Source organism: Vibrio aestuarianus (assembly GCF_012395185.1).
Lineage (GTDB): Bacteria > Pseudomonadota > Gammaproteobacteria > Enterobacterales > Vibrionaceae > Vibrio > Vibrio aestuarianus.
Genome location: NZ_JAAZTU010000013.1, coordinates 88,007 through 110,246 on the forward strand (window position 1 = coordinate 88,007; position 22,240 = coordinate 110,246).

Below are 22,240 nucleotides of genomic sequence, written 5' to 3' on the forward strand. Positions count from 1 at the left end.
AGTATTATGGTTCATCAAGTGACTCGTTTTTCCGACGCTTTTTCAGCATGGGAAAACTGGAACATTACCGACTTTGACTCTAAATGTGAGTGCTTACTTTCATTTAAAGGTTTATTACAAAGTTCTATTCCACAGTTGGCTAAAGTCATGTCTTATCATCTTCATCAGGCTTCTGCTTTGTTGGCGCAACCGCATCAGCTTATCGGACCCACTGGAGAAACCAATGAGCTTTATACCGCTGGGCGTGGGGTTGCCCTCATCATTCAAGGTGAGAATAGCGATAAAGCGAAACAAGCTTCGGTTGCTCAACTTTGCGCCGCGCTTGTCGCGGGTAATAGCGTTGTCTTTTGTAGTGACGATATTGAGTTAACCCAAGCTCTGCAGGCTGCTTTTGAGCAATCTTCTTTACCGGCTAACGTGATTCAATTTTCATCTTTTGATGCCTATCACCAGTTGATGGAATCAGACGTAAGATGTCTAGGTTATGTTGGCCACACCTCGGTTGAACGTACGCTCAACCGTCAGCTAGCAAGTCGCACTGGTGCGATTGTCAGCCTAGTGTCTGAAACGGATTTGAACGCTATTCCGGTAGCACATGATCCACATTTATCGTTGCGCTTTATTACCGAGCGTACTCGCACAATAAATATAACAGCAGTGGGTGGTAATGCGACCTTGCTTGAACTTGGTAGCGAAACCCACTAATCCTTTCTGTTTTATTCCCCTCCTTCGGGAGGGGCATGGAAGGCGATCTTTTAAAGAGGACAAACACAATGGAAAATAGCTTTGCTATTACAAGCACCTTTATCCTGTATCTTATTTTGATGCTGGCTATTGGTGTTATCGCTTATCAACGAACGAAAAACTCATCTGATTACTTTCTTGGTGGCCGTTCACTAGGACCTTGGCCTGCAGCATTGTCTGCTGGTGCTTCTGATATGAGTGGTTGGTTGCTGCTGGGTTTACCGGGTTACGCGTATGCTGCTGGTATCGAAGCCTTCTGGTTGGCAGGTGGCTTATTACTCGGTACTTGGGCTAACTGGTTGGTCAATGCTAAACGTCTGCGTACGTACAGTATCACCACCGACTCATTGACCCTTCCTGAATTTTTATCACGTCGTTTCAATGATAAATCAAAACTGATCCAAACCATTTCAGCGTTCTTTATCCTTTTATTCTTCCTCTTTTATACCAGTTCTGGCTTGGTGGCTGGCGGCAAATTATTTGAAACGGTATTTGGTTTAGATTACTCAACAGCGGTAATTATTGGTACGGTTTGTGTGGTGTCGTATACGTTATTTGGTGGTTTCTTAGCGGTATCTTGGACAGATCTAGTGCAAGGTTTGTTAATGGCAGCTGCACTGATGATTGTTCCTATTGCTGCAATGAACGGCGGTTTTGGTCAGTTGAACAGTGATTTATCTGCCATCAACCCTGAATTATTGACCATGTGGAATGATGTAAAAGGTGAACCTCTTTCTGCGGTCGCGATCATTTCGTTGGTGGCATGGGGCCTTGGTTACTTTGGTCAGCCACATATTTTGGCTCGTTTCAAAGCGTCTCGTTCAAATAAAGACTTAACCACAGCGCGCCGCATTGCGGTTATCTGGACAGCATTGTCTATGGCTGGCGCACTGTTAGTTGGTTTGGTTGGTCTCATTTATGTCACCAATACGGCTTCAGTTGAATTGGCCGATGGCGAAAAAATCTTTATGTTGTTGGTCAATGCTATCTTCCATCCGGTGGTAGCTGGTATCTTGTTGGCCGCGATTTTAGCCGCGATCATGAGTACCGCGGACTCACAGCTATTGGTTTCTTCTTCAGCTTTAGCTGAAGATTTCTACAAACAAGTGATCAAGCAAGATGCGACATCAGAGGAGATCGTCCGTGTTGGTCGCTTTGCTGTTATCCTGATTTCTATCGTTGCTCTGGTTTTAGCAATGACACCTGACAGCTCCGTACTTGGTTTGGTCTCTTATGCGTGGGCTGGTTTTGGTGCAGCATTTGGCCCTGCGGTAGTGTTGAGTCTGTATTGGTCTCGTATGAATCGTAATGGTGCTTTAGCTGGTATCATTGTCGGTGGCATCACAATTGTGGTTTGGAAGCAACTTTCTGGCGGTTGGTATGATGTGTATGAGATTGTCCCAGGGATTATTCTTTCAACGGCAGCGATTGTTATTGTGAGCTTAATGACCGGTGAGCCAGAAGCGTCAGTTAAAGCGCAACATGCCACATTTAAAAAACAGTTGGTTGAACTTGATTAATTGATCATCTTCTCTTATTGATTTTAAGCCTCACGTTGTGGGGCTTTTTTATTTTTTGCAGGATATTTGTGATTTCTAGCCAAAATATGGCGATATTTATGGCTAATTTTGTGAATTAATGTCACGAAATTAAAACTAAAGTTTGAGGTGAATGAACTAATTGGCGCAAAATACGTCAATTGTCAATAACGGTATAAGCGAGGATGAACCATGCCAAAGGCGTATTGCAACTGCTGTCGTAAACAAACACCGCACAAAGTAGTGATGAAGCGTTGCCAGACTGAGCCGTGTTCGACATGGCAAGGGGTTCAAAAATTTCTCTCGTTAGTATTCCAAGGCGAAGCTTATTACAAAATGGAAAAGCAAGGTTTTTGTCGAGTCTGTAATCATCAATCGACACTCAACCAAACTGACTTTTCCCGTGTTCGTGTGATTTAACACTCATCATTTGTTTACTGGCTGCATCAAGTCTATGGTTGTAGCCAGACACCTTCTGAATTTCATCTTTTAGTATTCAATTATCTTCGGCTGATATTAATCCTCATTTTCTCTACCCTAAACATGACTTAATGCACGTTTATTACTTTAGTCATGGCACCAAAATCTTGTATTGCTACTTAAAGCAAAAAACCATCTGATATTTGTCATATTCTCTAGTGAGTATCAATTAAATTGATTCATCATTAAGGAGCAGTTCAATGCAAATTAGTTTAAAGAGAAAAATGGTTTTCTCTGTTGTTATTGCCATTGCGCTCACGGCTGTTGCATTGGTGATGGTGGGGTATCAATCCTCCAAAGCAGACAGTTGGCGAGCCATAGAAAGCGAAAGTCGAAACGTATTACAGGCTAATGCTAAAGGAATCGGTGATTGGTTCGAAAGTAAACAGCATTCATTAAATGGTTTAAAAGAAGAAATTGAACTCAACCCCAATTTAGATATTGTTCCTCACTTACGTCAAACACTGAAATCCGGTGCTTTTGGACTAAGTTACTACGGTAATGAGCAAGGTGAGATGTACCGCCATGATCCATCACTCAATAAGGCGGGTTATGATCCGCGAGCTCGTGGATGGTATAAAGAAGCTAAAGCAGCAGGTAAGGCGATCACCACTGCACCTTATGTTAGCGTTACGATGCAAGCGTTAGTGGTGACTTTGGCTGAACCGGTTCGTCAAAATGGTCAAATTATTGGGGTGGCAGCGTCAAACCTAGCGTTAGACAAATTAATGAAGGATGTCTTGGCGATTGAAGTTCCAGGGCAAGGTCAAGCTATTTTAGTGAATCAGAAAGGTTTGATCGTCGCGCATTCAAATCAAGAGTTGATCTTAAAACCCACTCAGGACATTGCACCAGATTTGACAATAAGCAGCTTGCTAGCAACGGCTAATTCAAGCAAACCACTATTTATGGATATTGGTGGTTATGCCAAAGTATTGATGGCGCAGAGTATTGAACACACTGATTGGCTGTTAGTGATGATCATGGATAAGGCTGTTCTGGAAGCACCACTGAATGAGATGTTACTTAGTCAAAGTTTGATTGCGTTGGCGATTTTGATTGTCCTTGCGTTGACCACCGCGTGGTTTGTGGCGCGACAATTAACGGAGCTTGGTAATATTGCTCAGGCACTCTCTGATATTGCGGAAGGTGATGGTGATTTAACTCGTCGCTTGGAAGTGCATAGCCAAGATGAGGTTGGATTGGTTGCGGACAAATTCAATAAATTTGTCGATCGCTTGCATGTGATGGTGAAAAATGTAAAAGAGGTGTCCGAGTCTCTTAACCAAGGAGCGAACCAAGCTGCTAGCGCAGCCACTCAACGTAGTGAGCGAATTCGTACTCAGCAAGATGAGATCACCATGGTTGCAACGGCGGTAACCGAAATGGCTTCCGCAACGGCAGAAATTGCTGGTAATGCTGATAACACGGCTAAAAATGCTAATGAATCGGTTGAGCTTGGTGCGCAAGGTTACCAACAAATGCAACAAAGCAAACAGTCGATTGATCAATTAGCACAAGAGCTAAACAATGCGGTGGGTATTATTGGCGAGCTTGAAGTTCATGGGAATGAAATTTCGACCATTCTTTCGACTATCCGCTCTATTGCTGAGCAAACGAATCTGTTGGCGTTGAATGCGGCGATTGAAGCGGCTCGCGCTGGTGAGCAAGGGCGTGGTTTTGCTGTGGTCGCAGATGAGGTGCGAGTTTTGTCTCAGCGAACTCATGCATCAACTGAAGAAATTCAGTCTAAAATTGCAGGTTTGCAGAAGGTAACGGCTAATGCAGTTTCTGTGATGACCGAAAGTCATAAATTGGTAGAGACCAGTGTACAAGACGTTAATCAAACGGGGGAGAGCTTAAATGCGATCAGTGAAGCGATTCAAATGATCAGCGATATGGCGACGCAAATTGCTTCCGCAGCTGAAGAGCAATCATTAGTGACGGCAGATATTAACGGTAATACTGAGTCAGTACGTGAGGTGAGTGATCAATTAGCTCATGATGCACAGGGCGCTGTTGAACAAGCGCGTGAATTACGCGGCCTTGCGAGTGAACTTGATAAGGAAATTTCTCGCTTCAAACTTTAGCAAACCTCGTTGATGTGAAAATAAAGACGTTTTTTATTGATAGCCAGTCAGTTTCGCTGACTGGCTATCTTTTTAGCTTCAATGTGACCGTTATCACAATGCCTTGCTAAGGTATCTAGGCATAGTGACATAAGCCATTATTGTATGGCACATGATGATTTGTTAACTCACATAGAGCGCCATGAACTTAGACCGAATTGATCAACAAATTTTACGTATTTTGCATAACAAAGGGCGTTTACCTGTCGTTGAGCTTGCAAAACTAGTCAATTTAACTACTTCTCCTTGTTCTGATCGTGTGAAGCGGCTAGAAAAAGAAGGGTATATCAAAGGTTATCATGCAGAACTTTGCCCAGAAAAATTGGGTTTAGATGTGCAAGTGTTCATTCATATTCGATTAGATCAAACAAGCTTCTCTATTTTTGAGCGTTTTGCTGAAGCGGTCGCCGATATTCCTGAAATTGAAGCGTGTTATTCGTTGTCTGGTGATTTTGACACCATGATCAAAGTACGAGTGAAAGACATGAAGGCTTACCAAGGTTTTATGTCTGGCAAACTTGGAACGTTACCAGGAGTTATTCAGACACGTAGTGAGTTTGTGATTGAAGAGCATAAAGCCAGTTTTGGTATCAATCCTGAACTCATTTCAAACCTGTTGTAATTAAAAAGAAGGGCGTATGTTGCAAGCGGAAGTGAGTCAGAGAGATCAGGTAGAATCACCTGCCACCTCATTAAGTGAAACGGATATTTCGGCGCAATTTGTGCAGCTTAGGCAGATGGCAAATAGTGCGCCATATCCGAGTGTTGACCAACGTCGTCTATGGTTAATCGCTCTTAAAAAGTCCCTAATCCATGAACAGCAAGCGCTTACTCAAGCATTAAGTGACGACTATGGCTATCGAAGCGATTTTGACAGCACTATTTGTGACCTTCTTCCTGCGGTCTCGCATATCAACTACACCTTAAAGCATCTTAAATCGTGGTTGAAACCAAGCCCGCGCCACAATGGATTACTGCTATTTCCTTCAAAAGTAAAGGTTCACTACCAACCACTAGGTGTTGTCGGGGTTATTGTGCCGTGGAATTTCCCTATTGTTCTGAGTGTCGCTCCAATAGTCACTGCTTTGGCGGCTGGCAATCGAGTCATGGTAAAATTGAGCGAATACACACCACAGACTAATCAGGTTTTGGCGCGTATTTTTTCGGTTGTGGAAGAAGCGATTACCACTGTGCAAGGCGATGCTAATGTAGCCGCAAAATTTAGTGCCTTAGCGTTTGATCATTTGCTTTTCACTGGCTCAACACCGGTTGGCAAATTAGTAGCGCAAGCGGCGGCGAAAAACTTAACCCCGATAACATTGGAGTTAGGAGGTAAGTCTCCAGTCATCATTGCCGATGATGCCGATTTAAAACGTAGTGTCGATAACATCATGCTAGGTAAAGCGGTGAACGCCGGGCAAATTTGTGTCGCACCAGATTATGTCTTAGTCCCACAAGCTAAAGTTTCAACCTTCACTGAGCTTTATCTCAAACGTTTTAAAAAGAGTTTTACGCTTAAGAGTGGGTTTTTTGATACTTCTCATATTATTAACCAGGCTCAATTTGAGCGCTTGCAATCATATCTCGAGGATGCTGAGCGAAAAGGGGCGCACATTCACCCTTTGCAAAACACTAATGGCTCAGGTGTAGGACGTCAGTTTTTACCTCATCTCATAACACAAGTTGATGAGTCTATGTTGGTGACACAACAAGAGATTTTTGGCCCAATTTTACCAGTTATTGGTTATCAAAAACTGGATGAGGCGATTGCTTATGTGAATGCTCGTCCACGTCCTCTGGCGTTATATTTAATGACCAACGACACTTCTATAGTGCAGCAGATCACAACCAATACCCACAGTGGTGGCGTAGCGGTGAACGATACGTTACTGCACGTCGCAGCAGATGATGCTCCTTTCGGTGGCATCGGCGAGTCGGGGATGGGGCACTATCATGGTATCGAAGGGTTTAAGACCTTTTCACATACGAAAACAGTGCTCGCTTCTCCGCAGTGGTTATCGCGTAGTTATTGGTTATTGCGCTATCGCAAAGCGTTTTTACCGATATTGAGACGCTGGTTTATACGCTAGTCAATGGATCATGCGTTTTTGATGTCGGGTCCCCCGCCAATTGGTGTACCTGACATTTTCCAGCCAGCATTTCCCCTTCTTGGTATGAAATCAATAGGTAGCTTATAGCTATTCTGCTACAGTGGCGCGCTATTTCTTCACAGTCTGTCATGTTGACGGCACTGGTTAAATCTAACCCTAGGATCTATTTTGACCAATAACGATATTTTACGCCGCATCCGCTACACCTTCGATTTTAAAGACTCAACTATGGTTGAAATTTTCGCTGCCGCTGATAGTCAAGTGACTCAAGAGCAAATTTCTGCTTGGTTGAGCAAAGAAACAGACGCTGCGTTTAGTGACACCGAGCTGGCGATATTTCTTAATGGGTTAATCAACACCAAGCGTGGTAAGCGCGAAGGTGAGCAACCACAGCCAGAGAATCGTTTAACTAACAATATGATTTTTATGAAATTACGTATTGCTTTAGATATGAAGGCCGAAGATATTTTAGATACTTTAGCCGTTGTCGATTTCAGTTTAAGTAAGCATGAGTTAAATGCTTTTTTCCGTAAGCCCGACAATAAACATTATCGTGACTGTAAAGATCAAATTTTGCGTAACTTCTTAATGGGTGTGCAACGTCAATTGCGCCCTGAAGATAAGCGTGAATATCAAGAATCGGTAAATTAATCATTACATTGAGCCACAGATATTGTGGCTTTTTTCGATCCAAGTTTAGCGTATTACCTAGCTAATTTTACACTGTAAATAGCAACCCATCTCATCAATATTAACTCCTCGTATCATTTGTCTAGCCTTTACGTTCTGGCTGAAAGTCAATCGTCATTTGCTCTTTGTACCCATCTACAATTCGCAGCTTTTCAACAAAATAAAGTAAAAATACCGATGTGCAAAAATGATCTACAATTATCTGGGAGGAAGATGCTCGTTTGTTTAATGTAGGTATATCCTTCCTACTTGCCGCCTATCTGCAACTTCAGGTGGTTTGGGTATATATGGAAGAATATTGTCGGGCTTTAAATATGATTAATGTCACTTAATCATCCACAAAAACTATAAGATTTTCCTTTTACTAGGCATAAGTAAAGTTATACCCACTATGGGTAATTGAAATTATTTTTTTGTTCAATATTTTTGTTAACACCTATAACCCAAAAAATAAAAGGTTAAGGTCAACGTCAACCTGCTGTAGCTAGGAAACAACAATGAATATATCGAATTTTTCTGTTAAGCAAAAAATTATCATTCTGCTTACATTCCCTATTCTAGGTTTTTTGTGGTTAAGTGCGTCTTCAATCTCTCAAAGCATTTCGACAACCAAGGAGATGTCTTCGTTAAATCAATTAACGCACTTATCTGTTGTGTATAGTGAACTTGTCCATGAACTACAAAAGGAACGAGGAATGACGGCTGGCTACCTTGGTTCAAAAGGTAGTAAGTTTGCTAATGAACTCAAAGCCCAGCGCCGAGCTTCCGATGACAAAAATAAATCTCGCAATGACTACTGGCAGGCTGAGAACATTACTCTTCAAACCATCAATCAACTGAATCAGTCAATCAATCAGAGCTTAAATCAAATTGATTCGATTAGGCGTCAAGTAGATACGCAATCAATTGTTCTTTCTGATGCACTAGCTTATTACACTCAATTAAATGCTCAGTTACTGAGTGTTTCGGGCTTAATTGCTGAATTGAGCACCGATGCAAAAATCACCCAACAGACCGTTGCCTACTACAGTTTTCTACAAGGCAAAGAGCGTGCGGGTATTGAACGTGCGGTTTTAAATAATGCTTTTTCAAAGGATGAGTTCTCACCGGGAATGCTAATTAAGTTTATCTCATTAATGACTGAGCAAAATACGTACTTTAGAAATTTTAATGTACTGAGCAGTGATGAAAACAAACAATTTTATGAGCAACAATTACAAAATAATTTTGTTGTTGAAGTAGAAAAACTGCGCCAATTAGCTTTGTCGAAATCAAGTCAATTTAATGTTGATCCGGTGCATTGGTTTAGCCAATCAACAGGTCGTATATCACTGTTGAAAAAAGTGGAAAGCCACATTGCTCAGTCTTTGATTAAGCTGACCGAACAAAAATCGCAAGCGGCTCAAACATCGATGCTAATCAATATTTTTATTTTTTCATTGATTACCGTTATCGCGGCTTTTATCTCGTTCTACACCTTTAAAGATTTAGCGGCAAGAGTGAAAGATCTGACTACGGTAATGGCGCGTGTCATAAGTGATAATGATTTAACGCTACGTGCTAGGTATGTTGATCAAAGTGAATTAGGGATTATTTCTTCGTCGCTAAATTCGACTTTAGAAAAATTCGCTAAGGTCATAGATAATCTCTCCCATTCAAGTATGACATTGGCTTCAGCTGCCGAAGAAACCTCTCAGACTTGTCAGCATAACTCACGTTCAATGGTTGATCAGCAAGAGCAAATTGGCTTGATTGCAACAGCAACCGAAGAGCTTTCGGCTACGGTGAACGAAGTGGCTAATAAAGCTCAGCACACTGCGGAATTGTCTAGACTAGCAGATGAGCAAGCACAAGGTGGCCTAGTTACTGTTCAAAACTCATATCACTCGATAGAAAGCCTAGCAAACGAAATTGATGGTTTGGCATCAAAAATCACTCATTTACATGAGAGCAGCAATAACATCAATAATGTTATTGATGTTATTAAGTCTGTTGCCGAACAAACCAATTTACTTGCTTTAAATGCAGCTATCGAAGCTGCTCGAGCTGGTGAGCAAGGCCGAGGTTTTGCGGTAGTGGCGGATGAAGTCAGAACTCTTGCACAGCGTACCCAAAAATCCACTTCAGAGATTGAAGGTTTTATTGCGTCGCTTCAATCTGATGTAGATGCAGCATTCAGTGTTATTGACAGTAGCCAGAAAAAAGCGGAATTATCAGTGGAAAGTTCTAAAAATGTAGAAGAAACGCTGGAAGGGATTTCGAAATCAGTGGGTGAAATCTTTAGTATGGCGGCTCAAATAGCAACGGCTACCGAAGAACAAGCCGTAGTGACACAAGACATCGCGCAAAATGTCATTTCAGTTGAAGAGAAATCAACAGAAGCGACAACTGGGGCAACACAAATAGCGACTACAGCCAAAGAGCAAGCAGAGTTAGCTAGCTCGTTGAAAAATATTGCGAATACGTTTAAGAGTTAGTTTAGAAATACGAGTATTGCTTTGATGGGCGGGTTTCGGTTATCAGCGGTGGTTATGCCTCTGATACGATTTCCGATACTACAACGCGATTAAGTTTTAACGTTGCTGCATTCGTCACTTTTCATCTTGGTTCAAAACCACTAACATGCTCGAGCTTTTTAAGCGCACATATTTTTTTAATTCTCAGGGCGGGGTGTAATTCCCCACCGGCGGTATGTTGACTTACACTCTTTGATGGTTGGAGTTGATGAGCCCGCGAGCGCTCGATTTTTCGAGGTCAGCAGATCTGGTGAGAGGCCAGAGCCGACGGTTATAGTCCGGATGAGAGAGAATGAAAAAACACCAGTTATTCGATTAACTGGTGTAATTCGTTTTGGATTTGATCCCTCATATTACGCCCTGATTCTGGTGATTTTTAGGAGTAGAACCATGAATCAGTTATCACTGCTTGCCGAATTCGGCGACCCAATTACTCGCGTTGAAAACGCATTATCAGCCCTTAAGCAAGGTCGGGGTGTTTTACTGCTCGATGATGAAGATCGTGAAAACGAAGGCGATATTATCTATGCGGTAGAATCACTGACAACCGAGCAAATGGCACTGATGATCCGTGAATGCAGTGGCATTGTTTGTTTATGTTTGACCGATGCACAAGCGAACAAACTAGAACTACCACCGATGGTGGTAAACAATAACAGCGCAAACCAAACCGCGTTTACCGTATCCATTGAAGCGAAAGAAGGCGTCACGACGGGTGTATCTGCCCAAGACCGTGTGATCACGATTAAAACGGCAGCGCGTTTGGATGCCAAACCTGATGACCTTGCTCGTCCGGGGCATGTATTCCCATTGCGTGCACGTGCTGGTGGTGTTTTAGCCCGCCGTGGCCATACAGAAGGTACGGTTGATCTGATGCAAATGGCGGGTTTAATGCCTGCGGGAGTTCTGTGTGAATTGACTAATCCGGATGGCTCTATGGCAAAAACTCCGGAAATTATCGAATTTGGGCGCGTGCATAATATGCCAGTTCTAACCATCGAAGACATGGTATTGTATCGTAATCAGTATGATTTGAAATTGGCTTAATCATCGACTCAAGGGCGCTCTATGCGCCCTTACTCATCCTCTTTTACATATAAGCCTTCTCGGCAGTCATATCCTCTTTCCAACTTTCCGCGATAAAATCTATGAACCGTCTTACTACTGGAGTTTGATAGCTACGAGATAAGTACACTGCCCACAGTGCATTGCTAGGAGAGTGGTACTCTGGTAGCACAACCTCAAGCAGTCCTTTTGCAATGAGTGGATTGGCAAGGTCACAGGGTAAACGCACAACGCCATGATGATTGATAGCCGTTTGGCTTAATATACCCATATCATTGGCCCGAAGATTGCCGCTGACTTGCACTGAATAATGCTGATTGTCTCGCACAAAATTCCACTTATCACTATTTAAGTGCACAAAGCAGTTGTGCTGAGATAAATCACTTGGGTGGGTAATGACTTCATGTTGTTCAAGATAATTTTTCGAAGCACAGACAACCGTATCTACGCCTATTAAGCGACGCGCAATTAAGGTTTCATCCGGTTGTTGAGTGAAGCGCAAGGCAATATCGACTCGTTCATCAACCAGCTGTGATAATCGATCAGAGGCCACCATATCAATCATGACCTGCGGGTGAAGGCTAATAAAGGCTTGTACAACATCTAACAGCATATTTTGCGCAAGGCCAATTGGGGCGGCTATGCGAATGGTTCCAGAAAGTTGCTGAGATTGTTCTAATGCCCTCAATTCTAACTCTGCGGTTTGGTGAAGTATTTGCTCACAACGTGTCAGAGCATCCTCACCTGCGGTCGTAAGGCTAACTTTTCGAGTCGTCCTATGTAACAAACGTTGCTTCAACCAATCCTCCACTTCTTGCACGTGTCGCGATACTTGCAAGCGGCTTAGGTTCAAATTATCGGCAGCTTTAGTAAAGCTGGCGGTATTAGCCACTTCAATGAAGCTGCGCATGGCGGTGAGTCTATCCATCGAGAATCTCTATTGGTTACCTATATTGATACAATCTACATCATTTTCATCTGTTTTTCCTGTTTAGGTTAGCTATTAGACTGCAATAGTTGTCGAAAAACAGTAAATGAATGAGGAAACAAGTTATGAAAATTGCAGTATTAGGCGCGTCAGGTTGGATTGGTAGTCATATCGTTAATGAAGCTAAAGCTCGTGGGCATGAAGTTGTCGCATTGGCTCGTGACCCAAGCAAAGTGACGGCTGAGGGGGTGGAAACACATACTTTTGATTTACAGCAACCTTTGATTCAAGTGGCGTCAGCTTTATCTGATGTCGAGGCTGTAATCGCATCGATCGGTGGTCGCGCATCTGGAAACCACGACATTGTTGTTACAACTGCGCAAAAACTTATGTCTGAGTTACCGCAGGTCGGCATTGAGCGTATGTTATGGGTCGGCGGTGCGGGCTCACTAGAGGTAGCGCCAGGTGTCAAATTAGTCACTGTCGAAGGTTTCCCTGAGGCTTACAAAGGGGAAGCATTAGCTCAGGGTGAAGCGTTAGAAGTATTGCGCACGAGCGATAGTGCGGTTAACTGGACTTTTATTAGCCCAGCAGCAGAAATTTTCCCTGGAGATAAGCAAGGTGCTTATCGAATTGGTAGTGATGCTTTGTTGTCTGATGAGCAAGGCAATAGCCGAATTTCCGTAAGCGATTACGCCGTAGCAATGATTGATGAGCTCGAAAGTGCGGCTCACCCTAGCCAGCGTATAGGTGTCGCTTACTAGGGCGTATTGCTTCTGCTTTTTTCACCTAAATAACATTAACCGGAAAATTGTTGTCGATATTGTTTAGGTGATACGCCGATTAAGCGTCGAAAATGATGACGCAAAGTTGTGGCGTTATCAAAACCAGCAAGTTGGGCGAGTGTTTCCATATTCACCGATTCAGTTTCGAGTAAACCTTTTGCTCGTTCGATTCGTTGCTGGATAAGCCATGCTTTAGGTGAAAGGTTAAAACTAGCGCGAAATTTTCGGTCAAATGTACGGCGCGACATATTTGCTTTGGCCGCCATGGTCTCAATGTTGATAGCTTGGTCGATGTTTTTCTGGGCCCAATCTAGCGCCTGCGAGAATTGGTTAGGTACTTCTAGCATCGGTGAATCAACAAACTGAGATTGTCCGCCGCTTCGGTGGGCGGACACAACCAGTCGCTTAGCTACTTGGTTTGCTACTTGGTAGCCAAAATCGCGACGAATTACTGCCAGTCCTAAATCTAACCCTGCGGCGCTGCCTGCCGAGCAACCGATATGCCCATCAAATACATACAGCACATCTGCTGCATAGTTAACCTTAGGGAAACGTGCTTGGAAGTCTTGTGCGAATGCCCAATGGGTTGTGGCTTGTTTTCCATCGAGTATGCCCAATTCAGCCAGTAGGAAAGCACCTGAACAGAACGTGATCACCCGTTTGCCTGAATGAACGAATTGCAAAACTTGTTGCGCAATCATTACAGGGATGCTCATCGGTTTTACTGGCCAGCTTGGCACGACAAGCACGTCGTAATCTTGAATTGAAGTCACATACTGTGTTTGGATTAACACGCCTCCCGTACTTTCAAACGTTTGGTTTTCTAGGTTAATAACATCTGTTTGATACCAATTTTTAAACTCTGGCCGGGGCAACGCAAACAGCTCAACAGCACAGGCTAACTCAAACAGTGATGCGTGTGCATGAGACAAAATCGCAACTTTTAACATATCTTATCCGGTCTCTTTTTCGTAATTGACTGCGGTCACGGTTATTAGCTTTAAAGCGTGTGGCATTCAAATTTTTCATACAGAACAGTAATGCACAAAATCGCTGCCAAAGCATTGTGCCGGATTCCAGAGAGTAGAAAACCGGTTAGCATGATGTTGGCTTAATCTTAACGATAGATGTCTTTTTAGCCAATGTTAGACGATGCATTTGTTGGTAATAATGAGATACATACTTACTTTCAGCATGAAATCGCTGAGGATATTTGAATAAGGATTATTTATGACTAGTGCTGTATCTCGTATTCCCGCTGCTTCTTGTCAAAAGGCGCTTGAGCATTTTGAAGCGCTTTTGCAATTTGAAACCGACTGTTGGGACGTCCATCATGCTTTAAGTAATAGTTTGCAAGACTTTGTATTACTTGATGTAAGAGGTGAGGCTCTCTACCAGCAAGGCCACATTGCTGGTGCGCTTAATATTCCTTATGGCCGATTAAATGAAAAGACGTTGGCTAGTTTGCCAATTGATCGCTTAATTGTTGTTTATTGCGCTGGCCCTCATTGTAATGCCACTGAAAAGGCCGCGATTCGTTTGGCAAAATTAAGTCGTCCGGTGAAAAAAATGATTGGTGGTGTCACTGGTTGGGTGGATGAGGGTTTTAGTTTGAGGAGTGAATGAGCTTGGGGTGTATTGGCTCGGAATACTATGCAAAAAACACATAGTATTATTCACTAATCGTCATTAGCTTGATGGTGAACTTGTCTCTAAGATGCGTGCTCATTTTTTCGTTAACCCTATGAGTTAGGTTATCGATTTGGACTATTTAAAACGAGGTTCGGGCGTATGTCATCGCAATCTATTTGGGCTCAATTGATGAGGATGACTCTGTTGTTGGTGTTGTCATTGGTCGTGGTTCACCATTCACCAAGGTTATTACAACTGCTAGCTGAGCAAGCTATGAATAGTGTTTGTCACCAACAAAGTGAGCATTCACATCATAACGTTGCTCACCATAGCCATAGTGCACACTCTACACACCACTAACGAATCCTTTATATAGGTCGTGTTTTGCTCAACACTACTTACGAGAACAACTTATGAGTATTTTTAGATTTCCCCTTTTAGTCTGGTTAGGGATCGGCATCCTAATCATCTGTCTTGGTATTAGGCAATCTTTCGGCATTTTTATGCTGCCTATCTCGGAACATTTTTCGATGGGACGAGAGTTCTTCAGTTTTGCTATCGCCTTACAAAACTTACTGTTTGGTGTGTTCCAGCCTTTTGTTGGAATGGCTGCTGACCGTTGGGGGGCAAAGCGCATTATTATCCTTGGGGCTATTAGTTATGCGCTAGGTTTGTATTTGACCTCTATTGCGGCAACACCTAGTTTACTGTACCTGACGTTAGGGGGCTTGGTCGGTTTAGGGCTCAGTGCGACTAGCTATGTCATTGTGCTTGGTGCAGTAGCTAAAGTGGTTCCTGCAGAACATGCGGCAAAAGCATTTGGACTCACCACCGCCGCGGGCTCATTTGGTATGTTTGTGATGATCCCCGGAGCGCAAACTTTATTGGCTGATGCTGGATGGCAAGGCACTTTGCAAATATTTGCGATGTTATGTAGTGCTATGATTGCCTTTGCGCTATTTATGAAAAAAGTAGATCCGCCAACCAATTCAATACAGAGTTTGGTCAAGCAACAAACATTGAAACAAGCTTTAATAGAGGCATTTGCGCATCGAGGTTATTGGTTAATTCATGCTGGATTCTTTGTATGTGGTTTCCACGTGATGTTTATTGCTACTCATTTACCAAGTTATTTGGCAGACAAACAGTTACCTGCCTCAAGTGCGGCTATGGCCTTAGCCTATGTGGGTATCTTCAATATCTTTGGTTCTTATTTTTGGGGAGTCATGGGCGATCGTTTTAATAAACGTTATGTGATGACTGCGCTTTATTTGATGCGAACTGTGGTGATTGGCGGGTTTGTGACATTACCCGTGACTGAGCAAACCGCAGCCATATTCGGCGCAGCGATTGGTTTTTGTTGGCTAGGGACTGTACCATTAACCTCAGGCTTGGTAAGTCAAATTTTCGGTGCTCGTTACCTTTCTACCCTTTACGGTTTAGTATTCTTTACCCACCAAGTGGGCAGCTTTCTAGGAGCATGGGTTGGTGGTCGTATTTATGATTACTATGGTTCTTATGAGCCTATTTGGTGGTCGACGGTGGTGCTAGCATTGCTTGCCGCTTTGATACATCTGCCAATTAACGACAAACCCATGCCTCGCTTGGCCGTTGCGAGCTAAATAACAGCAGCTCGGTATGCTTAAAAGCCACCGAGCTGTTTAGCTGTATCAAAAGACTTGCTATATTGAGCGCTGCAGCAAAGCCTTAGTTGGCTGATTAATTAATTTTCACCCATGCATCTTGCCACGCAAGGCCTGTCCCTGGTGCGTAGTAAAGTGGGGACTGTTTACACCAACCGCCATGAGGAAATGGCTGACATTGGTAATTATAACCATCAGTGCCTATCACTTTAGTACCAAAAGTATAAGATTCTAAACCATCGGGGTAATGTTGTAGCCCTTCTAGCTCACCGCCATCATTATTGTCTTTAATAGTAAACGTTTTAACTTTTGATGATACATTATCACTGTCATCTGTTACTTTTAATGACACTTTATACTCACCAGCAACTTTTGCTTTAAAGTAAGTGGCTTGGCTATTTTGATTATTAATCTGTGATGTTAAATTTTCTCCAGTAGGACCAGTTAATGACCACTTATACGATATAATATTTCCATCGCTATCAGATGATGAACTACCATCAAATTTGGTTCTTTTATTGATCGTTTTTCCAACTATATTAATAATCGCTTCAGGTTTTTCACCAACGATAGAGTTCGATGCTAGGGCTTTAATCTGAACAGTATCTGTATCTGTAATTTGGCCATCACTTACCATTAATTCAAATGTAAATGTCTGGTCTTCACTCAATGCAGGGATGTCTACTTGAGCATTTTTTTTATTTCTATTTTTGAGTGTTACAGCGTTACCGGCAATTTGTCGCCAGCTATAACTTAATGTGTCCCTATCAGGATCTGAAGATTTCCGTCCAGATAACGTAATGCTTTGTTCCGTTGGTGACATAATGTTTCTTTTATTTCTTCCAGCATCAGCTATCGGAGCTCTATTCTCTCCCGAAGTATCATGAGGAGTAACTTCCATTACAGCTCTCGAGATAGACGTATCATTTGAGTAAACTTTATTTGAGAGAACATCATGAATATTTAGTTGAACAGTACCATTACTCAGTATACCCACAGAAATGTGCTCAGACTGAGAGTTGATATTTTCCGCAATGGTTTTAGCCCATGTTAATCCCATCATATTAGCTGAATTTATTAACACTTCCTCGGTGATTATTTCATGTCCTGTGTTATCAAAAACTCGAAACGTAACTCGATCACCTAGAGTTAAACTTTGATCATCAATACTTACAAAACTTTGATTTATCGGTATCCATGTGTCCTGATTATTAGAAGTATCTCCACCAAAATCTAAATCACTACAATTGTAAAAACCTTCCCCAGCAATGTCTTTACGTTGCCAACGTGTATAAAGAATGGCATTACCACTTAGATTACTGGGTAGCTGAAATTGTGTTCTATAAATGCCGTTCGTCGCTCGAAGTGAGCTTTCCTGATGAATTAATTCTAAGTCCTCCCAACCAAGAGTATCTGTTGCTGAATTAAAGTTTGGTTTTGTAATATAAAACTCCCAAAAACTTGGATCATGAGGCACCGTTGCCATAAACTCATATTGTAAAGTAGAACCAGGTTCGACTTTGGTTTTAATCCAATCTGGATGAGGTGTATCTAGGCCTGTGTAAGCTCCATTATTTGCAGAACATAATGTGCCTCTAGGGATACTAGCTTTTACACTATTCAAATTATCATATGAAGTCACATTATGATTTACACCATGAGGTGTAGTAAAAAAAGCACTACCTTGTATTTGTTTACAGGCCGCATTATTTAGCCCCCCATTCCAAAAATTCCCCCCACCTTGATATTTGCACATTATTTGTCGTGCTGCGGGTTTATTCACGTAACCGTGGCTATATGCCGGTAATGAGTGAATTCCTATTATTGAAAATAAAATCACTGGTAAGATTTTTTTATATTTATTCATTATTATTAACTTCCTGTTTGAAACTACAGCGATGTTGACTATATCCGTTCACCCTAATCACATAGTTTTTCTATGCTCATGGCGATGAAATAACTTGCCACCTACCTGCAACTTCAATTAGTTTGGGTATAGTTATCATTTTAAACGGTGATTAAATAAATAATTTAATCACCTGTATTCGTGAGTTCAGATTGAACTGTATGTTAATCGCTTGATTTACCTATATTCAGATTTAGCTCCTTGCTTGGATTTTTATTGAGTTGATGCCCTGTTATTGAATGGTGCCATTACACTATTTCCTTTTCTGTTTTTACACCGTTTTCACATCGTCTTCACAAGGCTAATTATGAATAATACTTCTATTTGGGATTATCACGAGACCAATTGTGAATAATTATTACATCTTGGATTATCAGTATAAGTTTTGTAGGTTGGTCGACTTTGTTGCAAAGAGCGGTAGTTGCTGATATCTGAAAGCAAAAAAAGATAACTCCATTTACTCTTAGTCATTACAGTATCCTTGCGTTCATGCTTGGTTACTCCTTTAGTCTTAGTTTCTTGAACGAGACGTTGACCGTTTTGGCTCGCTTGCTAATGCATGAATAATGAGAGTGTGACAACGGTAGCTGAGCGAACTTAAAAATAGAGTTGATGATTTAGGAAATAAAGAAAAGACAAAATATGATGTTTCTATAATACTTATTCAAATATTATCTTTATTAATAATGTCCATTCATGTTTTATAACCATACTTAGGTATTGCTAATATAGCTTCTTCACCTAGCAATAAACTCTCCAGTACGAATCTAAGACTATGTATGCTTTATTTTTGTTCCGGTAGTAAGGCTCCATGCATAGTCGAATAGGATTTTTTGATAATGCTATCCCTTGATTAGAAACTAAATCTCTATAACCAAATTTTTCTTTGGTCATTAAATAATAATTAATTGCACTTGATTTTTCACTTGGAATCCTTAACTGTTAAATATATTTATTTATATTGTCAAATATATCAATAATATTAATTAATATGTTTATTTATTTTGTTTAAATATCAAAATTCATATGCTCGACCTAGCGGAATGTCGAGTTATGAAAATTTTTTCTAAACAAATTTATAGGAAAATGGATATGCGTAAAATAAGTGTATTGTTTTGTTCGCTATTTTTGGGGATGCTTGGTGCAACCCCTAGTTTTGCTCAGCAAAAACTTCCCTCAGGAGATGCAGCTGTTACAGGTGCTGTATATGCTCCCGCACCAGTAGATTATGAGAGGTATGTTAGGGTTACTGTTGACATGGTAGATACTAGATTCTGGCAGGAAGAAGTTTTGACTATCCCGGCTAATACCGCAGAGGGAACGATGATAATGGGAGAGCAGCATAGATTTAAGGATATAAATGCCGAAGGGATGATTACCCTAAACTACACTTTAATAGATCATGATGAGTCGAGCGCTTTCGGGAGCGTAAGAATAAGATTTAATGGTCAAGGTACGATGAATACTTACTCAATTCAACAGCAAGAAAGTGTTTGTGATAGTAATACTGAGGGTAAATACATTTTATACGCCCACAATAGAGCTAAATGTAAGTTTGAAGACGAGATAGACGATGATGAGTGGGTTTATGTGTTTTGGAAACCTGAAGTATCTCCAGCAGTATCCGAGGAAGCAACCACGTATCAATTTAATGCCGCTTTACTATTTGCCAACTTTGATGGGTTGCGAGTAGGAACCCCTCCGGAAGCATATGTAGATTTATTAGAGCATCCTGAGAAGTTATACCAGCAGGGGCACGGGTACCTCCAGAATTCTGAAATATCGGGGACAATTAAAATTCGTCTCCCTGAGAATGCTTTGGAAGAAAACAAAGTTATAACGGTATACGACTCTTCCAATAGGCCACAATCTCAAGCTTTTATGTCACCTCAATTAGTCTCGGTCCAATTTACCCTTCCAGAGGGAGATAATCCACCATCGAGATTGAAGATTGAGTGCAACCTTAATGATGAAGTGGATGGCATTTTGGATGACCTATCTAGGCCAAGCATCTGTAATGGGGTAGAAGAGTATGCGATAGACAATGATGAGCATCCGTTAAAAAATAACGACTTAAAGTACTTGGTAGACTCTGAGATGGATGATGAAACCATTTCTGCATTATTATCAATGTTTCCTATTCAAGATTATAACGACTTAAAGTACTTGGTAGACCCTGAAATTGATGATGAAACCATTTCTGCATTATTATCAATGCTTCCTATTCAAGATAATAACGACTTAAAGTACTTGGTAGACCCTACAATCGATAATAACGGCAACATTCCCGGAGTATTAGCGGCTCTTGTAGCGAGGTCAGGCTACCATAAACTAAGCACCAGTGATGGTGATAGAGATATGGAAGAAGTTATTGATTCGATACTTTCGGCCTTAGGAGAAGACTGGGAAGATATGGATCCAGTAGTGGCGGCGGCTCTTATCTATTCCTACCTTAACGACGCCTCAGGTGTATTCATGCTAGGTGCGAGCGTACACAAATTAGAAGACAAATATCTAGAAGCAGAAAATAAAAAGTATGTAACTCATAGTGGATATTGGGATTTCTTTAACGATGGTTTTTTCGCAGATCCATCAAATAAAGACATGATATCTCCCGGAGCAGAGTTGTTTGGTCAATTATATGTTATGCCGGACTCCCAAATGATTACTGCCACTAGGCTTATAGGTAATATAGCAAACCTACTTCCCGATGATTTGGTGGAGGTTTTCGATAATATTACTGTCCCTTATCTTGTGGGACCCGCTATCCCTCTTTACGATAGAAGCCGTCTAGAAACTAGAACATCGGAGTTTCACATGGACGGAGAAAACGCTAACGGCTTTAAAACTGGAAGCTTTAATGTTAACAAGAATAAATTAATGGTTTTTGCTACGTTAACAGATGCGGACTACAGTGATAGTGAGATCGATATGTTCGAGGTAGATGACTGCCTTGCTAAAGGAAAGATTTTTGGCTTCGAAACCCTAGATTTCTCTGCATCAGACAGCGCAGAAATTACTCGCTGTGAATTTCCACAGTCCAACAGCTACGTAACTATTCATCGTACCGGCGCATTAGAGGAACCTATAGCTGGTCAGGCAGAATATGAATTACGAGGTGAGCTAACATTCAATACAATAGATGGAGCGGGTGATCAAATTGAACCGTATGGTGACATTTATGTATTAATAAATGATACTCGCTATCCTATATGGAGTGTTGCACAGGGGAAGATGGCGGTAAATGAGAATACTACCTTTAGAGTTCCATTTAAAGTGCAATTCTTATCGTACTCAGATGATATTACGATAGAAACCAAAAACAAAATAATGGAAGAGGACAGCGGCAGTGACGATATGATTGGAAACATGGATTACACCTGGAGTTTGAGTCCCAATGGAAGAGAAGAGGTTTTTTCTAGCACAGAAGAAGATGGTGATGGTGGCGCAACTCTAAGATTATCACTGATAAAAATTGGAGATGTTAGGTAACCTTCTTATAATCGATTCATTGACTTTCTAATATCCATCAGGTACCGCTAAATAAGGTAGTATCTATATCTTTTGAAAGCATAATTGTTCGATTTTCGGCATGTATCAAGGGCGTTGTTGATTAGTTTAATTATTTGTGAAACAACGCCCTTTTAAATAACATAGAAACAGGTAAATTTTAGGTTTTGTTGCGTAATTCGGCCTAAAAAAAGCCCGAATCTATTTCGTATGCTTTTATTAATTATAACTTGCTATATAATTGATACGTTGTCATATTATGATAGTAAACTTTATAATATAGCTTTTCCTCATCAGAAAATAATATATCAACGTAACCGATTTCAAAGTTGAATGCAGTGCTATCATTATAATATCTTAATAATGAAATGTATTCGCTATGAGAAACGGATTTTTCTATTTTTGACTTAAGTGCACTACGACCTTCTCTTAACCAAAAGTAGCATCTATTTAAGAAGCAATAAATTATTTTGAATGATAAAGTAAAAGCACTATGTGAATTCATACTTTCATCTTTTAAAATAATATTTTGAATAATGTTTCCATCATTATCTGTTTTGATA

The 22,240-nt window shown here is 41.2% G+C and carries 18 protein-coding genes, 1 pseudogene and 1 riboswitch; of the genes and pseudogenes, 14 read left to right on the top strand and 5 right to left on the bottom strand.

The genetic code is table 11. The features are described from left to right. Positions 1 to 6 precede the first annotated feature (6 nt). From HGG78_RS08355 to ribB, 9 genes are all read left to right on the top strand, one after another. Positions 7 to 705 carry a 1-pyrroline-5-carboxylate dehydrogenase gene (locus tag HGG78_RS08355; protein WP_172532605.1) on the top strand — a complete coding sequence of 233 codons (699 nt, stop codon included), beginning with the start codon at positions 7 to 9 and terminating at the stop codon, positions 703 to 705. Positions 706 to 773: 68 nt separating this feature from the next. Beyond that, positions 774 to 2,264, top strand: coding sequence for a sodium/proline symporter PutP (putP, locus tag HGG78_RS08360; protein WP_053308965.1), 1,491 nt, complete (start codon positions 774 to 776; stop codon positions 2,262 to 2,264). Positions 2,265 to 2,474: 210 nt separating this feature from the next. After that, a complete protein-coding gene (locus tag HGG78_RS08365; RefSeq protein WP_080996275.1) occupies positions 2,475 to 2,702 on the top strand; it encodes a hypothetical protein in 228 nt (75 codons plus the stop codon). Between the two features lie 260 nt (positions 2,703 to 2,962). Further along, positions 2,963 to 4,852, top strand: a complete 1,890-nt coding sequence (locus HGG78_RS08370; RefSeq protein ID WP_172532606.1) for a methyl-accepting chemotaxis protein — start codon at positions 2,963 to 2,965, stop codon at positions 4,850 to 4,852. A 181-nt stretch (positions 4,853 to 5,033) separates the two neighbouring features. After that, a complete protein-coding gene (locus HGG78_RS08375; RefSeq protein WP_172532607.1) occupies positions 5,034 to 5,513 on the top strand; it encodes an Lrp/AsnC family transcriptional regulator in 480 nt (159 codons plus the stop codon). Between the two features lie 16 nt (positions 5,514 to 5,529). After that, positions 5,530 to 6,981: a coniferyl aldehyde dehydrogenase gene (locus HGG78_RS08380; protein ID WP_172532608.1), complete on the top strand. Its 1,452-nt coding sequence runs from the start codon at positions 5,530 to 5,532 to the stop codon at positions 6,979 to 6,981. 189 nt (positions 6,982 to 7,170) lie between these two features. Beyond that, positions 7,171 to 7,653: a YehS family protein gene (locus HGG78_RS08385; protein WP_172532609.1), complete on the top strand. Its 483-nt coding sequence runs from the start codon at positions 7,171 to 7,173 to the stop codon at positions 7,651 to 7,653. A 536-nt stretch (positions 7,654 to 8,189) separates the two neighbouring features. After that, on the top strand, positions 8,190 to 10,169 hold the full coding sequence (locus tag HGG78_RS08390) for a methyl-accepting chemotaxis protein (protein ID WP_172532610.1): 1,980 nt from the start codon (positions 8,190 to 8,192) through the stop codon (positions 10,167 to 10,169). 175 nt (positions 10,170 to 10,344) lie between these two features. After that, positions 10,345 to 10,506: riboswitch (FMN riboswitch) on the top strand. Between the two features lie 92 nt (positions 10,507 to 10,598). Then, entirely contained in the window at positions 10,599 to 11,255 is a 657-nt protein-coding gene (gene ribB / locus HGG78_RS08395) for a 3,4-dihydroxy-2-butanone-4-phosphate synthase (RefSeq protein ID WP_172532611.1), read from the top strand. A 43-nt stretch (positions 11,256 to 11,298) separates the two neighbouring features. Here the strand turns inward: ribB and HGG78_RS08400 are convergent, their stop codons facing one another. Continuing rightward, positions 11,299 to 12,201 (bottom strand): LysR family transcriptional regulator, encoded by a 903-nt coding sequence (locus HGG78_RS08400; RefSeq protein WP_172532612.1) that lies wholly within the window; start codon positions 12,199 to 12,201, stop codon positions 11,299 to 11,301. Positions 12,202 to 12,326: 125 nt separating this feature from the next. On the opposite strand from HGG78_RS08400, the gene HGG78_RS08405 reads away from it, so the two are divergent. Beyond that, a complete protein-coding gene (locus HGG78_RS08405) occupies positions 12,327 to 12,965 on the top strand; it encodes an NAD(P)-dependent oxidoreductase (protein WP_172532613.1) in 639 nt (212 codons plus the stop codon). A 35-nt stretch (positions 12,966 to 13,000) separates the two neighbouring features. Here the strand turns inward: HGG78_RS08405 and HGG78_RS08410 are convergent, their stop codons facing one another. After that, complete coding sequence (locus HGG78_RS08410) at positions 13,001 to 13,936, bottom strand: helix-turn-helix domain-containing protein (protein ID WP_172532614.1); 936 nt, start codon at positions 13,934 to 13,936, stop codon at positions 13,001 to 13,003. Positions 13,937 to 14,216: 280 nt separating this feature from the next. On the opposite strand from HGG78_RS08410, the gene HGG78_RS08415 reads away from it, so the two are divergent. From HGG78_RS08415 to HGG78_RS08425, 3 genes are all read left to right on the top strand, one after another. Then, the gene (locus HGG78_RS08415) at positions 14,217 to 14,612 is read left to right on the top strand and encodes a rhodanese-like domain-containing protein (RefSeq protein ID WP_172532615.1); all 396 of its coding nucleotides are present in this window, start codon (positions 14,217 to 14,219) and stop codon (positions 14,610 to 14,612) included. Positions 14,613 to 14,777: 165 nt separating this feature from the next. Continuing rightward, positions 14,778 to 14,978 (top strand): hypothetical protein, encoded by a 201-nt coding sequence (locus tag HGG78_RS08420; protein ID WP_172532616.1) that lies wholly within the window; start codon positions 14,778 to 14,780, stop codon positions 14,976 to 14,978. Between the two features lie 53 nt (positions 14,979 to 15,031). Next, positions 15,032 to 16,240, top strand: a complete 1,209-nt coding sequence (locus HGG78_RS08425) for an MFS transporter (protein ID WP_172532617.1) — start codon at positions 15,032 to 15,034, stop codon at positions 16,238 to 16,240. Between the two features lie 97 nt (positions 16,241 to 16,337). Here the strand turns inward: HGG78_RS08425 and HGG78_RS08430 are convergent, their stop codons facing one another. After that, entirely contained in the window at positions 16,338 to 18,128 is a 1,791-nt protein-coding gene (locus HGG78_RS08430) for a lytic polysaccharide monooxygenase (RefSeq protein WP_172532618.1), read from the bottom strand. A gap of 528 nt (positions 18,129 to 18,656) precedes the next feature. Further along, a pseudogene (locus HGG78_RS08435) lies at positions 18,657 to 18,781 on the bottom strand (transposase); the annotation flags it as partial. A gap of 439 nt (positions 18,782 to 19,220) precedes the next feature. Between HGG78_RS08435 and HGG78_RS08440 the strand changes: the two are divergent. Beyond that, entirely contained in the window at positions 19,221 to 21,659 is a 2,439-nt protein-coding gene (locus HGG78_RS08440; RefSeq protein WP_172532619.1) for a hypothetical protein, read from the top strand. Between the two features lie 241 nt (positions 21,660 to 21,900). Here the strand turns inward: HGG78_RS08440 and HGG78_RS18860 are convergent. Further along, positions 21,901 to 22,240 (bottom strand): hypothetical protein (locus HGG78_RS18860; RefSeq protein WP_216835508.1); only part of this gene is annotated, 340 nt, incomplete at its 5' end.